Below are 13,948 nucleotides of genomic sequence, written 5' to 3'. Positions count from 1 at the left end.
TATTTGATTATGTAAACTGGTATAATAATATCAGGATACATGGTTCACTTGATTATAAAACACCTGTTGAATTTAGAATGTTCTCATAGAAATTGTCCAAAAAAGTGTTGACAATCCATATTTACTGGTTGTAGTAGTCAGACAGATATATCGGATGATACAGCCAATAACAATCGTTCAACAGATAATGTGACAGAAAATGAAAATAACAATAACACACCAACTAACAAAACAGATGATTGGTATGCTCAATTTGAAAATGGCTTGAAAGAAGGAAACATTGATTATTCTTCTAAAAATGTCTTAGATGCAACAAATGTTGGTGGTGTAGAAGGTTATCGTTATGTAACGGATAATGGAAATATTGACGTTTATCGTTATGAAGATGGTGATGAGTTTGAACGTATCATGGATGAAAAAACAATTGGTGATGATAAAAAGAAAGTAGAAGTCAATGACCATATGGTGATTGTATCTGATGGGTTATCAGAAGATGTATTGGATATATTTAGAAATTTAAAATAAATAGGAAAGGTCTTGTAGAAATACAGGACTTTTTTGTACTGTTTGACTATAATATAATCAAAAAGAAAGGAAAAATCATAATGAAGCTTATCACAACAGGAACAGAAAATTTTAAAGAATTCATTGATAAGATTTATTATTATGTTGATAAGACAATGCTTATAGATGATGTCTTAAGCGATAAGGTCATGTTGTATACAAGCCCTAGACATTTTGGAAAGACATTAAACATGAGTATGCTTTATTATTTCTTTTCTAATCAGGAAAAAGAAAATGCTTATCTTTTTGAGGGTTTGAATGTATCAAAACATCAATATCTCATGCTTCATCAAAATTAATATCCTGTCATTTTTCTATCTTTGAAAGATATGAATGCAATACTTTTCAATCTCAGATTTATATTTTTGCCAATATCATTGCAAATATTGTTGATAAATATAGTGATATACAAAATAGTGATATAAACATCAATATTAATGAATTACATATGTCTTTAAAAGATATTTCATCTATTCTATTTAACTATTATCATCAAAAAGTCATCATTCTCATAGATGAATAATACAAAAAGACAAAAAACGTTGATTTTATCAACGCTTTTTTGTTTAAAAATATTATTTAAGTTTGTTTAAATCGAAATCAATAAGTTAAGCAACTTTTTGATTAATTAAGTTTAAAATTGTTACATAGAATTAGTAGTGATATGATGGATATATTATTATAATTTAAAATGAAATTAAGAAATAATTTTTTATAAGTTTTAAAAATTCTTGGGGCAATTGAATTTATTCCCAATTGAATATATGAAATGTTAACAAATAGCCAATTGATTGGCTTTAAAAAGAAGTAAAATGGTTATACTAAATAATAAATCATAAAATATAACAATATATATCTATAAGTACAAACATTTGCGTTTATACTTATAGATATATATTGATTTTTTAGTTTGTTAAATGATATTATATCTATAAGTACAAACGTAAATGATTAAAGATGGAGGTGTAATATGATAAAACGTGATTTTTATTTAGAAGAATTGAAATCAAGTATGTGGGATGGACAAATAAAAGTAATTACTGGCTTGAGAAGGGTTGGAAAATCGGTACTTTTATTTGAATTGTTTAAGAATTATTTATTGTCTATAGGAGTATTAGAAGAAAACATTATAATAATTTCATTAGATCAGAGAAAGTATTACAAATATCGAAATCCTATCTTATTATGTGATTATGTTGAATCTATTATAAACAATAGTAAAGATCAATATTATGTTTTTATTGATGAAATTCAAATGAGTATAAAAACTATTGATAAAGAAAATGGTAATATTGAGGTCACTATATACGATATGCTCAATGAATTAAAATCATATAAGAATTTAGATGTCTATGTTACTGGCTCTAATTCAAAAATGCTGGCTAGTGATATTTTGACTGAATTTAGAGGACGCTCTACTCAGATTCATGTTTATCCTTTATCATTTGAAGAATATTATTCTTTTAAAGGTGGAGATGAAGCGAGATGTTTAAATGAATATATGCTTTATGGGGGCATGCCTAGATTAACGGAATTAAATGATGATAATGCTAAAAAAAGATATCTAATCTCGCTGTATGAAGAAGTTTATATCAAAGATATTAAAGAAAGAAATGGAATAGAAAGAGAAGATATATTAGAAGAGATACTTGATTATTTATCATCACAAATTTCTTCGTTAACAAATCCTACAAAAGTTGCAAATGTGATATCTAGTGAGAAAAAAGAAAAAATTGACAATAATCTTGTCAGCCATTATATAAATCATTCGGTCAATGCTTTTTTGATTTTAATCGCTAAAAGATATGATATCAAAGGAAAATCATATTTCAAATATCCAAATAAGTATTATTTTACAGATGTTGGCTTAAGAAATGCACGTTTGAATTTTAGACAGTTTGATCCGGGACATTTAATGGAAAATATAATTTATGTTGAGTTGAAGAGAAGAGGCTACTCAGTAGATATTGGTGTGGTATATGATCGACATAATAGAACAACAGCTGTTAAAGAGGTAGACTTTGTAGTTAACGATGGGGATAGAAGAATATATATACAGTCTGCATTAAGAATGGAAGAAGACAGTAAAATAAATTCTGAAATTCATTCGTTGATGTTAACAAATGATTTTTTTAAAAAAATAATTATTAGAAATGATATCTATCATAATTATTATGATAACGATGGTATTTTTCATTGTAGCTTGATTGATTTTCTGTTAAACAGAGTAGATTTATTTTAATTAAGAATATTATATATTATAGAGATAGGTTCTTTTTTTATTTGATGATAACATAAGAAAATAGAAGGATAAAATAAGTTGATTGATTCAACAAATTTTATTCCTTCTTAATTTTTATTTACCCATTATTGAGTAAGAACCTAGAGATTTAATGCTCTTTTTATATAGATTTTTGGTAAATATTGCAATTGCTGATATGGTTTGGACAGAAATAAAGAAGATTCTTGATTTTAATTAAAATTTTGTTTGATTTTGGTTTATTTTTTATGAAAAAATAAGATTTTTGCTTTGAAAAGCTAAATATTGTTTTCTCTTTTTTATATGATTGCTAATATTGATTTAAGGTGTCATAATATTCTTAAAGGATGAGGGTTACTTAATAGGAGGGATATTTATGCCATTAGAAAGAGGTGCAGCAATTATAATTGGCTTTGCAATGATTTGTGTGTCGATCTATTATTATTTTTCTAAGAAACCAGTAACTATATATAATAATTCAAATCCACCAGGAGTAGATCAGATTACTAATGTCAGATCATATAATCATGCAACTGCACGGCTGATGCTGGTTTATGGAGTAATTTTTATTTTTGAAGGATTAGTTATTACTAATAAGTTAATATGTTTTTTTCTTGTGGTTTTGACAGTCATGCCAGGTATAGTAGTGGTAATGGCAATATTTGAAAGTTTTATTTTAAAAAAGTATCTAAAATAATGATTATTAGAATAGAAAGTATATCTTTTATTTTAATGAATATTAAAAAAGTTAATAAATGAGATGATCACCTTCCATTAGATGGCACATGGAAACATTGTCAAGGAAGATTTTATATTGAAATGAAGAAATAACAGAATATAAAAGAACTTAATTTTGGTATTACGAAAATCTGCAATTTTCTAAATATTATTTGCTTAAGATGATAATCGTGGTTACTATCCTGATTATGTATCAAAAAGAATATTAGGAGAAAAATTAATTGAAATACTTACACAACAATAAGATTCTATTTTCAGATAATTAATAAATAGTTACTATTTGGGTTAAAAATGTAAGAATTTATTTTTTATATTCAACAATTTTTAAAGTTTGTTTATAGTTATAATATTTTTGATGAATTATTATCATATAAAGAGGATTTATTGACAAGCAGTTTTATTGATGTAGAATTATTTTATAGAGTTAAAAGAGTAAAGTAAAAAATGAAGAAGAATTAGGTGAAGATTATAGCAATGAAGCAAGTGTTTTAGTATCTTATAAATATATAGGTGCTGAAAATTTAGAAGATCGCGATGTTTTGACTTTAACTAAATTTGATGACGATGGTGATCCAACAATAATGGCTATTGCGGCAACTGATCGAGAGAAAAAACAGTTACAGTACCAGTAGGTGAATATATGTTGACTTCTAATTATTTACAAGAAGAATATTTTGAGATTGAAAATCAAGATCAGCGTGTTTATATTACCTGTGATTATAATGAAGGCAAATTTACTATTGATATTTCAGATGATTCTTAAAACCAGTATAATATTTACTACATATAAAAATTTAGAAGATGAGTTATATAAAGCTCATCTTTTTGATATTTTAGAATGTAAATAGTATTTTCAAATTAAATAATGAATAAATAAAAAAATGTAAATGATATTTCAATGTCATTTACATTTATTTTTTTGATCTTTTTTCTATGAAATAATGAACTTGCAAAGGAGGAAGATTTATGGAAGAAAGATTACAACATCAAAAAATACCAAAATTATTATTTACACTAGCAATTCCATCGATATGTGGACAGATTGTTACATTAATTTATAACATGGTTGATCGTATGTATATAGGAAGATTACCAGATGGAGCTTTGGCAATGGCAGCTATTGGTTTATGTGTGCCACTTACAACTATTATTACCGCATTTAATGGTTTATTTGGTCGTGGTGGTGCACCATTAAGTTCAATTTTACTAGGAGAAAAGAAGAAAAAAGAAGCAAATAATATTTTAACAACAAGTTTTATTTGTTTAGTTATTACTTCTTTTATCATTACAACAGTTGTCTGGTTATTTCAAGATCCACTTTTATATCTATTTGGTACTAATCAGGAAACTATTCAATATGCAAGAGATTATATTTCTATTTATGCTTTAGGAACGATCTTTATCCAGCTTACTGTTGGGTTGAATTATTTTGTAAATGCTCAAGGATATACTCGTTTTAGCATGTTAACGGTATTACTTGGGGCTGGACTTAATATTATATTAGATCCTCTGTTTATTTATCAATTTAATATGGGCGTTAAAGGAGCAGCAATTGCAACTGTTTTATCACAAGCGGTTTCTTGTCTATTTGTCATTGGTTTCTTTTTAGGTAAAAAAACAATTTTAAGGATTCAGTTTAATCGTTTTCGTATTAAATGGTCTGTTTTAAAAAGAATATTGATGTTAGGTTCTTCGCCATTTTTTATGTCGGCATCAGAAGGATTACTTACAATTTGTTTTAATCAGCAGTTATTAAGTTTTGGTGGTTCATTAGCAGTTAGTGCCATGACGATCATGACATCAATGTATCAATTTGTCTTATTACCAATTGAAGGTGTTGCTTCAGGTAGTCAACCGATTATTTCTTATAACTATGGCGCTAAAAATTATCAACGATGCAAGGAAACAATATCTTTAGCAATGAAAGCTACATGTTCATACAGTCTAGTGATTGTTTTATTGATGGAGTTATTTCCACAGATCTTTGTTGGTATCTTTACAAGTGATAACGAGCTTTTAAGACTAGGAGGCTGGATGTTAAGAATCTATATTTTAGGTGGTTGTATCATGGGAATTAATTCAACCTGTCAGCAATCATATAATTCGTTAGGAGAAGGTAAAATGTCATTTTTCTTTGCTTTTTATCGCAAAATTATTTTACTGATCCCTTTAATCTTTATTCTACCAATGTTTTTTGAAAATCAGGTTTTAGCGGTAGTTTTAGTTGAACCAATATCAGATTTTATTACCACTATAACAAACTATATCTACTTTCATAAAATCTTTCTTCTAAAAAAGCTTTCAGTAAATGATATTGAAAAAGAATATCATATTATTCAAGAAGTTTAAAAAAGTTAATTTATAAAAATATTATAAAGGAGAATTTAAAATGAATATTAATACTAAAGTTAAATTATGTTGTTGTCAAAAAATGCCGATTGTTGCTTTAGGGGTATGGCAAAGTGGTAAAGATACTAAACAGGCGGTTTTAGATGCACTAAAAGTTGGCTATCGTCATATTGATACGGCAGCATGTTATGGAAATGAAGAAGCAGTTGGTATGGCTATTAAAGAAAGCGGGATTCCAAGAGAAGAAATCTTTATTACTACAAAATTATGGAATGATGATATTAGAAAACACCACACTAAAGAAGCGCTTCAAGAAAGTTTGCGTAGATTGCAGGTTGATTATGTAGATTTATATTTAATTCATTGGCCAGTAGAAGGGTATATTGATGCTTATTTAGAAATGGAAAAGTTAAAAGAAGCCGGTTTGATTAAAAGTATTGGTGTTTCTAATTTTAGAAAATCTCATTTACAAAATCTTTTAGCAAATGTTCATAAGATTCCTAGTGTTAATCAAATTGAGATTAACCCTCAAATGCAAGATGAAGAAACAATTGAATTCTGTCAGGAAAATAAAATCGTATTAGAAGCCTGGTCGCCACTAGGAAGTGGGGCATGTTTACACATTCCAGCGATTGAAATGATTGCTAAAAAATATCATAAATCATCAGCACAAATTATTTTAAGATGGTTATTACAAAGACATATTGTTGTATTACCAAAATCTATTCATAAAGATCGTATTGAAGAAAATATTGATTTATTTGATTTTGAATTAACAGATGAAGAAATGAGCTTAATGAATGCCTTAAATCAAAATAAAAGGACTGGTCCTGATCCAGATGATTTCGATTTTTAAATATCGAGTGATGAAATATTATAAAAACAGCTATTTGAGTTATTTATTGATGTATTTCTTTTACTTCTTCTCTTTAGCTGTTTTTTCAGGATATATATCTGTTTATTTAATGGATAAGGGCTATCAAAGTACTCAAGTATCTTTTGTTGTATCATGCTCATTTGTCTTATCAATGATTATTCAACCTATTGTAGGATATTTAAATGATCATTATCATCAAAAAAGATTGAATATGATAATTTTATTATTGGCAGCAATGCTAGGAATCTGCTTTATTTTTGCTAAAAATATATATACGATTGCTCTGATTTATAGTCTTGCTTTAGGTTTATTTAACAGTGCTAATCCGGTTATTGAAAATATGGCCACATTATCACGTTTTCAATATGGCAAGATAAGAATCTGGGGAACGATTGGTTATGCAGTTGCATCAAAAATATCAGGAATCATTTATGAATATGTTTTTCCTGAAGCAATGTATATTTTCTTTACAATTGGTCTGTTTATTTGTGTTATCGGTATCTATGGAACAAGTAATATTAAACAGGCAACAGTTCGAAAAAAAGAAAAGAGCCGGGGCTTAGTGCAAAAGAATTTTATAATTTATTTAATTATCGTATTTCTTTTTTACGGTATTACAAACACTAATACCACTTATTTACCGGCAATGTTTCAAAATAATGGCTTGTCAATGAATACAACTTCATCAATTATTTTTATACTAACATTATCAGAATTACCGGTTATTTTCTTTTCTAACCAGTATATGAATAAACTAACTAATAAACAATTATTAATAGGTGTTTTTATTTTGTTGATCATTCAGTTTTTTACTTATAGTTTTATTCATTTACCACTTATAATTACCATTGTTTCTATTTGTACTAAAGCTGTAGCAACAATGTTATTTATTATGTTGAATTTAAAGATTGTTTCGACAATTGTAGAAACAAAATATCAAATGAGTGCTTTAGCCCTCGTTCAAACATGTCGTAATTTAGGGTCAATTGTTTTTCAAATTATAAGTGGCTATTTGATAGATATCTATTCATATGATACATTTTATTTGATTTTATGTTTATTATCTTTAATGACTATGATTATCGTTATTTTTTATAAAATACCTAGTGGTAATGATCAGCGGTTATTTGATTAAATAAAAAAGATATTGGTTTGATGCCAATATCTTTTAAAATTCATCTTCTTTCATAATATCAATTGTTGAAAAACGACCTTTTTCAATCATTTGTGAAATCTTTGTTTTTCTTTCTAAATTCTTATCATAATCTAATGAAAAAACACATGAATACAATAAATCTAAAATATACTCAAAAGAAACATCAGTAGAAAATGTTGCAATCTTTGAATAAAGTTTTTCTCTTGTACAAATTCTTAAAACAACATCAGCATTTCTAGAAACAGTATTTTCACCAATATTTGTAATTGCAATAATAGGGATTCCATTCATCTTTAAAGCTTGAATAACTCTTGAAAGTATTGGGGTTTCTCCAGAATAAGAAACAATGATAGCACAAGATTGTATATCAACGTTAATAGCACTATAAACAAGTTCACCTTGTAAATTACAAATAGTAACTTTCTTTTTAATTCTTGACATATTATGAGCAAACTCTTGAGTAATTAGACCATTATTGCTTACTGCAAAAACATATATCGAAGAAGCTTTTTTGATCATTTGAACAGCTTTTTGCAAATCATCATGTCTTACAAGAGACAGAGTATCATCAATAGCTTCTTTTTTTAATGTTGCAATTTTAGATGCAATTGACATGATCGTATCATCATTACTAAAAGGCAGATTAGCATCTATGTCTAAAAAATGAGTTTGTAAGTATTCTTCTTCTTTTAAATAAGCTTCTTTTAATTCATTCCAGCCTTTAAATTTCATTTTATGAGCAATTCTAATCAAAGTGGAAGGTGATGTATAGGTTGCATTTGCAATTTCTTTCATTGTCATATTTTTGATGTTCATCTTTTCTTTAAGAATAAAATCAATAATGACTCTTTCACTGTTAGAAAACTCACATCTTTCTAATCTTTCTCTAATTAACATGCTTCTCACCTCAATTAATTTTAACATAATTCAATATTTATCACTAGAAACGCCTAATAATTTAAAAGCGTATTTACACTTTAATGATATTTTTTATTATTTTTTGTAAATGATGTTCGAATTTTAATGGTAGTTATTGTTTAAAGAAAAATAGGTGTTTTTGTAAATGCTATTTACAAAAAAGATGATTTAAAGACAAATACTTGAAAATGCTATGTCAAAAAGCTGTTATTGAATTGTTTAAAATAAGATGCTGATTAAAATGATAGCTAAGAAAGGAGAACAGTTATGATTGATTTTATATATCAAAATCCAACTAAAATAATTTTTGGAAACGGAAGTATTGAAAAACTATCAAGTGAGATTTTAAATTATGGAACAAGGGTTTTATTAGTTTATGGTAGTTATAGTATTAAAGATAGTGGTTTATATGATTGTCTTGTAAATCAATTAGAAAGAAATGAAATTGAATATCAAGAATTACCGTTTGTAACAATTCCAGCACTTGATCGTGTTTATGAGGGGATTAACATCGTTAAAGAAAATCAGATTGATATTATAATTGGAATTGGTGGTGGAACCTGTCTTGATGTTGCTAAAGCTATTGCTTTAGGAGCGGCTAATTTACATGATATTTGGGATATCTTAACAGGTAAGATTTTATATGATAATTTAAAATGTTTACCAATCGGTACAGTTGTAACAATTCCTGGCAGTGGTAGTGAAATGGATGGTAATAGTGAAATCGTTGATATTGATAGAGGGGTTAATGGTAGTATTGGTTCATTTGAAAAAACATATCCCCGTTTTTCTATTTTAGATCCCGAGCTAACATATAATATTCCCTATTCATTAACGCTTTATCATGGGGTAACGATTTTAGTTCAGGCAATGGAACAATATGTTTGTAATACTACAGATACCCCAATTCAAGATGGATTTACTGAAAGCATTTTAAAAACAGTTTTAGCAGCTCTTAAATGTTTAAAAAATGATCTTCATGACAAAAATGCTCGAGCGCAGTTAATGTGGGCTAGTGCTTTAACAACCAGTAGAATTTTAGGAAGAGGGAAAAAAGCATTATGGCTTGGTGGTGCCTTGGGTGGAATTATTGAAGAAAAATGTGGATTAACTTATAGTCAAAGTATTGCAATTACGTGGCCTAAGTATTTATTAACTTGTTATCAAGATTATGTGGGGATTTTAAAATCATTTGCTTTAAATGTTATGAATGTTGATCCTGAAAATAAATCGTGTGATCAAATAGCTTATGAAGGAGTAAAAGCTTTTCAAGAAACATTATTAGAATTAGGTATAGCTAATAATGTTGAAGAGTTAGGTTTAAAAAAATTAATCATACAGAGGCTGATTTGATTCATCAGGTTACTAATCAAGTACTATCTTATCCAACCATTCCTTGTACAAAATGTCGTTATTGTACCCCAGGATGTCCAATGAATATTCAAATTCCTGATTTATTTACTGCTTATAATAGTGTAAAAATGTATGGAGCTAATCGACGCTATGATACTTATTATAAAGATCATAGTACCGGAGATTATCAAAAGGCTAGTGCCTGCATTGAATGTGGGCAATGTGAAGGAGTATGTCCACAGCATTTAGAAATTATTTCTTTATTAAAAGAAGTAGCTGAAGTTTTTGATAAATAATGTAATTAATAGTTTATCAGTGATCAACCTGTCTTTTTATATATTTGATTGATGTTTAAAATTTTGAATGTTAAAATTAAAGAAAGAATATCATTATCTAGTAAAAAGAAAAGAGGGTCGATTATGGATGAAGAAAATACAATAGTTGATTTTGACTTTAAAACATGGATCAAAGAACATGACAGCGATGATTATCAAGTTGAAGTTGTTAGTGATGAAACTATTAAGTTAAAAACTGAATATGGTGAAGCTAAGATTAATTTTATCAAGATTGAAGAAAGTCTAATAGTTGAATTTAAAATATTATCTAAAAAAGATGATTCGGTTAAATTCTACTTACATTTTGAATTAAAAGATGAAGAACACGCTAAACAATTATATGATGAAATGGTTGGAACTTTATTATCATTAAAAAATGAAAAAACAATAAAAGTTCTTTTATCTTGTACTGCCGGTTTAACAACATCAATGTTTGCTGAAAATTTAAATTCAATTGCTGGTATGATGAATTTAGATTATCAATTTGATGCCGTATCATATTTGAACATTTATGAAGAAGTAGATAAATATGATGTAGTATTGATTGCACCGCAAATCGGTTATATGTTACAACGATTACAAGACAGTTTATCAGATAAATTAGTACTACAAATTCCAACAGCAATCTTTGCAAGCTATGATGCTTTAGAAGCGCTGAAGTTTGTAAGTAGCGAGGTTGAAAAATATTATAGTAGAAAAGCAGAAACTGAAGATAAAAAAGAAAAAAGTCATTGTATTCAATATGAAAAAAGAATTTTATCGATTGTCATTTCTACTGATCAAGCGCAAACAAGAATTTATTATCGTTTAAATGATAAGTGTGAAATAATTGATAGTAATATGATAATTAAACCAACGATGAATGTTTATGATTTATACGATATTATTGATACAGTTTTATTGAAACATTCATATATTGATGTAATTGGAATTGCTATACCGGGGATAGTTAGAGGAGATAATCAGTTAAAAAGCTCAATTGATGGTAAAAACATTGATTTAAAAAATGATTTTGAAAAGAAATATGGTATTGAGGTGTTTACTTATAATAATGCTAATGCAACTGTTGTTGGTTTTGCTTTGGAACATCCTGAATATAAAAATATTGTTTTCCATTCACAACCATTTGGCTATGGTGTTGGTGGTCAAGGGATTATCTCTAATGGTAATTTAATTACTGGAAAAAACGGTATTGCTGGTGAAATAAGATATTTTATGCGTAGAATGCAATTTTCTGATGATATTCAAAAACTGGCATGGAGTGAACCAGGCGTTTTGGAATTAGTAACTAAAGCCCTTTTACCTACTATTTGTGCTGTAGGACCAGAAGCAGTAGCTTTGTTTTCACCAATGACACCAGATATGGATGAAATAAAAAACAAGTTGAAATCATTTATTCCAGCGGAATTTTTACCAGAGTTTTATTGTATTAAAGAAGTAAGTTCATATTTATTAGATGGAACTACTAAATTATGTGTTGATGATATTAAAAATAGTCAAAACGAGGCATTTGAGTAAGATGCCTTTAATATTTATCAAATATTTTAAAAACAAATCTAGAATTGTGGATATTAAAAGCCATTAATTCTAGATTTTTTTAGTAGTATATATGCTTTATAAGTATAGTTACTACTTCAATATAAGCATTTGATATTAAAAATATTGAAATATATAATTTAATAAAGCTAAACGGTATTGATTATAAGAATATATTTAAATAAAGGAGTGTAATGATATGAAAATAAAATTGACAAATCAATCAAAACAAATTATTTTTACTTTAAATGAAAGTGATGGAGCAAAATCACTATATCAACAATTACCATTAGAAACAAAAGTAGAAAATTATTCAAATAACGAAAAAATTTTTTATCCATCTAAGTCTTTAGCTACCAAAAACACGCCATTATTATTAAGTGGACAAGAAGGTACTTTAGGTTATTTTTCACCATGGAAAAATGTTGTTATGTATTATGATCGATGTGGCAGTTATAATGGTTTATATGTTTTAGGTGAGGCCATTAAGGGAAAAGAAAATATTAAAAATTTATCAGGTACGATCCTTATTGAAAAGGTGGAAAATGAAGATGAGTAAAATATTAGTTGTTGTTGGTAGTGGAAACGTTCATGGTAATACTGATCAATTATCAGATGCTTTTATCAAAGGGGCTAAGGAAGCTAATCATGATGTTACTAAAATTATATTAAATAAAAATATTTTAGGCTGTCAAGGTTGTCAGGCTTGTCAACATAATGGACATCAATGTGTTATTAAAGATGCTATGCAAGACTATTATTCTTTATTTGAAGATGCTGATGTACTTGTTTTAGCTTCACCGCTTTATTTTTGGAGTATATCTGGAAGGTTAAAATCATTTATTGATCGTTTATATGCTATTTCTACAGATGATAAATATCCTAGTAAAGATACAGTATTATTAATGACAAGTGGAAGTGATGAATTTTATGCTTTTGAACAGTCAGTATCATTTTATCGCCTTTTAACAAAGGCTTTAGGCTGGAATGATAATGGCATGGTACTTGCTGATGGTTGTAGTGGACAGATAGGAAATAAAATTGTTGATAAAAAGTTTTTAAATGAAGCTTATGAATTAGGAAAGAGTATAGTTTAAAAGATTAGTACTGGTTATTTGTTTAAAGGATTATCGTTTTGATAATAATTTAATTTTATAATTATTATCAAAAGGGGAGAAAATTATGATTAATTTTGAAAGAGAAGTTAAAGATCCAGTATTAATTGAAGATATGTTAAAGATGTTTAATATTGTAAATGTGGATATCAATGGTGATGATGGTTATCCTTATGTCGTACCACTTAATTTTGGTTTTGAGGTAAAAGACAACAAGTTTATTTTTTACACTCATTTTATGAAAAGAGGCTTGAAAGTTGATTTAATCAAAAAAATCCAAAAGTATGTCTGGAATTTAGTGCTTTTAATGATTTTCCTGATCATAAATATAAAGGGCATTATCATGATTATCGTAGTGTTATTGCCAAGGGGACTATGAAATTAATAGATGGTAATAAAGATTATGAAACATTTAAACGAGGATATGATTTATTGTATCTATGTAATAACCGTGAAATAAAACCATTAGAAAATCGCCCAGCCATACCACCAATGTATATTGGTATGGTTGAATGTGATTTAGCTAATATTACGGCTAAATCTGAATTCCCGCTACATAGTGTTGAAGATGTTCCGTTTATTGATGTATACTCTAAAGAAGCTGATTAAAAGAAAAAATAAATAAGGATAAGGGGCTGTAACGACTTATAGAGAAAAAAAGTAGTAAAAAACGCAAAAATGTACGAGGAATCGTACATTTTTTTGGTATAATTGAAATATGAAAACTAATAAATTATACAAGAAAGA

Annotated in this window: 17 protein-coding genes; 16 read left to right on the top strand and 1 reads right to left on the bottom strand. The window is 27.4% G+C overall.

What is annotated here, in order from left to right:
* The 9 genes from B5E92_RS13410 to B5E92_RS13375 form a co-directional block, all read left to right on the top strand.
* On the top strand, positions 1-89 hold an 89-nt coding region (locus B5E92_RS13410; protein WP_143357593.1), incomplete at its 5' end, for an IS3 family transposase.
* A gap of 100 nt (positions 90-189) precedes the next feature.
* Positions 190-525 (top strand): hypothetical protein, encoded by a 336-nt coding sequence (locus B5E92_RS13405; RefSeq protein WP_239406480.1) that lies wholly within the window; start codon positions 190-192, stop codon positions 523-525.
* An 80-nt stretch (positions 526-605) separates the two neighbouring features.
* The gene (locus B5E92_RS13400) at positions 606-863 is read left to right on the top strand and encodes an AAA family ATPase (protein WP_087303038.1); all 258 of its coding nucleotides are present in this window, start codon (positions 606-608) and stop codon (positions 861-863) included.
* Between the two features lie 671 nt (positions 864-1,534).
* Positions 1,535-2,806, top strand: coding sequence for an ATP-binding protein (locus tag B5E92_RS13395; protein WP_087303036.1), 1,272 nt, complete (start codon positions 1,535-1,537; stop codon positions 2,804-2,806).
* A 394-nt stretch (positions 2,807-3,200) separates the two neighbouring features.
* On the top strand, positions 3,201-3,521 hold the full coding sequence (locus B5E92_RS13390) for a hypothetical protein (RefSeq protein WP_087303034.1): 321 nt from the start codon (positions 3,201-3,203) through the stop codon (positions 3,519-3,521).
* 681 nt (positions 3,522-4,202) lie between these two features.
* Positions 4,203-4,325, top strand: a complete 123-nt coding sequence (locus B5E92_RS15940; protein WP_255375941.1) for a hypothetical protein — start codon at positions 4,203-4,205, stop codon at positions 4,323-4,325.
* 203 nt (positions 4,326-4,528) lie between these two features.
* Positions 4,529-5,911 (top strand): MATE family efflux transporter, encoded by a 1,383-nt coding sequence (locus B5E92_RS13385; protein WP_087303032.1) that lies wholly within the window; start codon positions 4,529-4,531, stop codon positions 5,909-5,911.
* 40 nt (positions 5,912-5,951) lie between these two features.
* The gene (locus tag B5E92_RS13380) at positions 5,952-6,767 is read left to right on the top strand and encodes an aldo/keto reductase (protein WP_087303030.1); all 816 of its coding nucleotides are present in this window, start codon (positions 5,952-5,954) and stop codon (positions 6,765-6,767) included.
* Positions 6,768-6,777: 10 nt separating this feature from the next.
* On the top strand, positions 6,778-7,923 hold the full coding sequence (locus tag B5E92_RS13375; protein WP_087303044.1) for an MFS transporter: 1,146 nt from the start codon (positions 6,778-6,780) through the stop codon (positions 7,921-7,923).
* Positions 7,924-7,956: 33 nt separating this feature from the next.
* Here B5E92_RS13375 and B5E92_RS13370 read toward each other — a convergent pair whose 3' ends face one another.
* Positions 7,957-8,841, bottom strand: coding sequence for a MurR/RpiR family transcriptional regulator (locus B5E92_RS13370; RefSeq protein ID WP_087303028.1), 885 nt, complete (start codon positions 8,839-8,841; stop codon positions 7,957-7,959).
* 288 nt (positions 8,842-9,129) lie between these two features.
* Between B5E92_RS13370 and B5E92_RS13365 the strand changes: the two genes are divergently transcribed.
* From B5E92_RS13365 to B5E92_RS13335, 7 genes are all read left to right on the top strand, one after another.
* Entirely contained in the window at positions 9,130-10,215 is a 1,086-nt protein-coding gene (locus B5E92_RS13365) for an iron-containing alcohol dehydrogenase (protein WP_087303026.1), read from the top strand.
* Entirely contained in the window at positions 10,212-10,511 is a 300-nt protein-coding gene (locus B5E92_RS13360; protein WP_239406478.1) for a 4Fe-4S dicluster domain-containing protein, read from the top strand. The genes B5E92_RS13365 and B5E92_RS13360 overlap by 4 nt, the downstream gene beginning before the upstream one ends.
* 123 nt (positions 10,512-10,634) lie before the next feature.
* A complete protein-coding gene (locus tag B5E92_RS13355) occupies positions 10,635-12,068 on the top strand; it encodes an ROK family protein (protein WP_087303024.1) in 1,434 nt (477 codons plus the stop codon).
* Between the two features lie 217 nt (positions 12,069-12,285).
* The gene (locus tag B5E92_RS13350) at positions 12,286-12,645 is read left to right on the top strand and encodes a cyclophilin-like fold protein (RefSeq protein WP_087303022.1); all 360 of its coding nucleotides are present in this window, start codon (positions 12,286-12,288) and stop codon (positions 12,643-12,645) included.
* Positions 12,638-13,183 carry a flavodoxin family protein gene (locus B5E92_RS13345; RefSeq protein ID WP_087303020.1) on the top strand — a complete coding sequence of 182 codons (546 nt, stop codon included), beginning with the start codon at positions 12,638-12,640 and terminating at the stop codon, positions 13,181-13,183. Before B5E92_RS13350 ends, B5E92_RS13345 begins: the two co-directional genes overlap by 8 nt.
* An 85-nt stretch (positions 13,184-13,268) precedes the next feature.
* Positions 13,269-13,580 (top strand): hypothetical protein, encoded by a 312-nt coding sequence (locus B5E92_RS13340; RefSeq protein WP_087303018.1) that lies wholly within the window; start codon positions 13,269-13,271, stop codon positions 13,578-13,580.
* Complete coding sequence (locus B5E92_RS13335; protein ID WP_239406476.1) at positions 13,577-13,810, top strand: hypothetical protein; 234 nt, start codon at positions 13,577-13,579, stop codon at positions 13,808-13,810. Before B5E92_RS13340 ends, B5E92_RS13335 begins: the two co-directional genes overlap by 4 nt.
* Positions 13,811-13,948 lie beyond the last annotated feature (138 nt).

The organism is Erysipelatoclostridium sp. An15, from assembly GCF_002160675.1.
GTDB lineage: Bacteria > Bacillota_I > Bacilli_A > Erysipelotrichales > Coprobacillaceae > Thomasclavelia > Thomasclavelia merdavium.
This window is presented reverse-complemented; position numbering and strand designations above follow the sequence as displayed.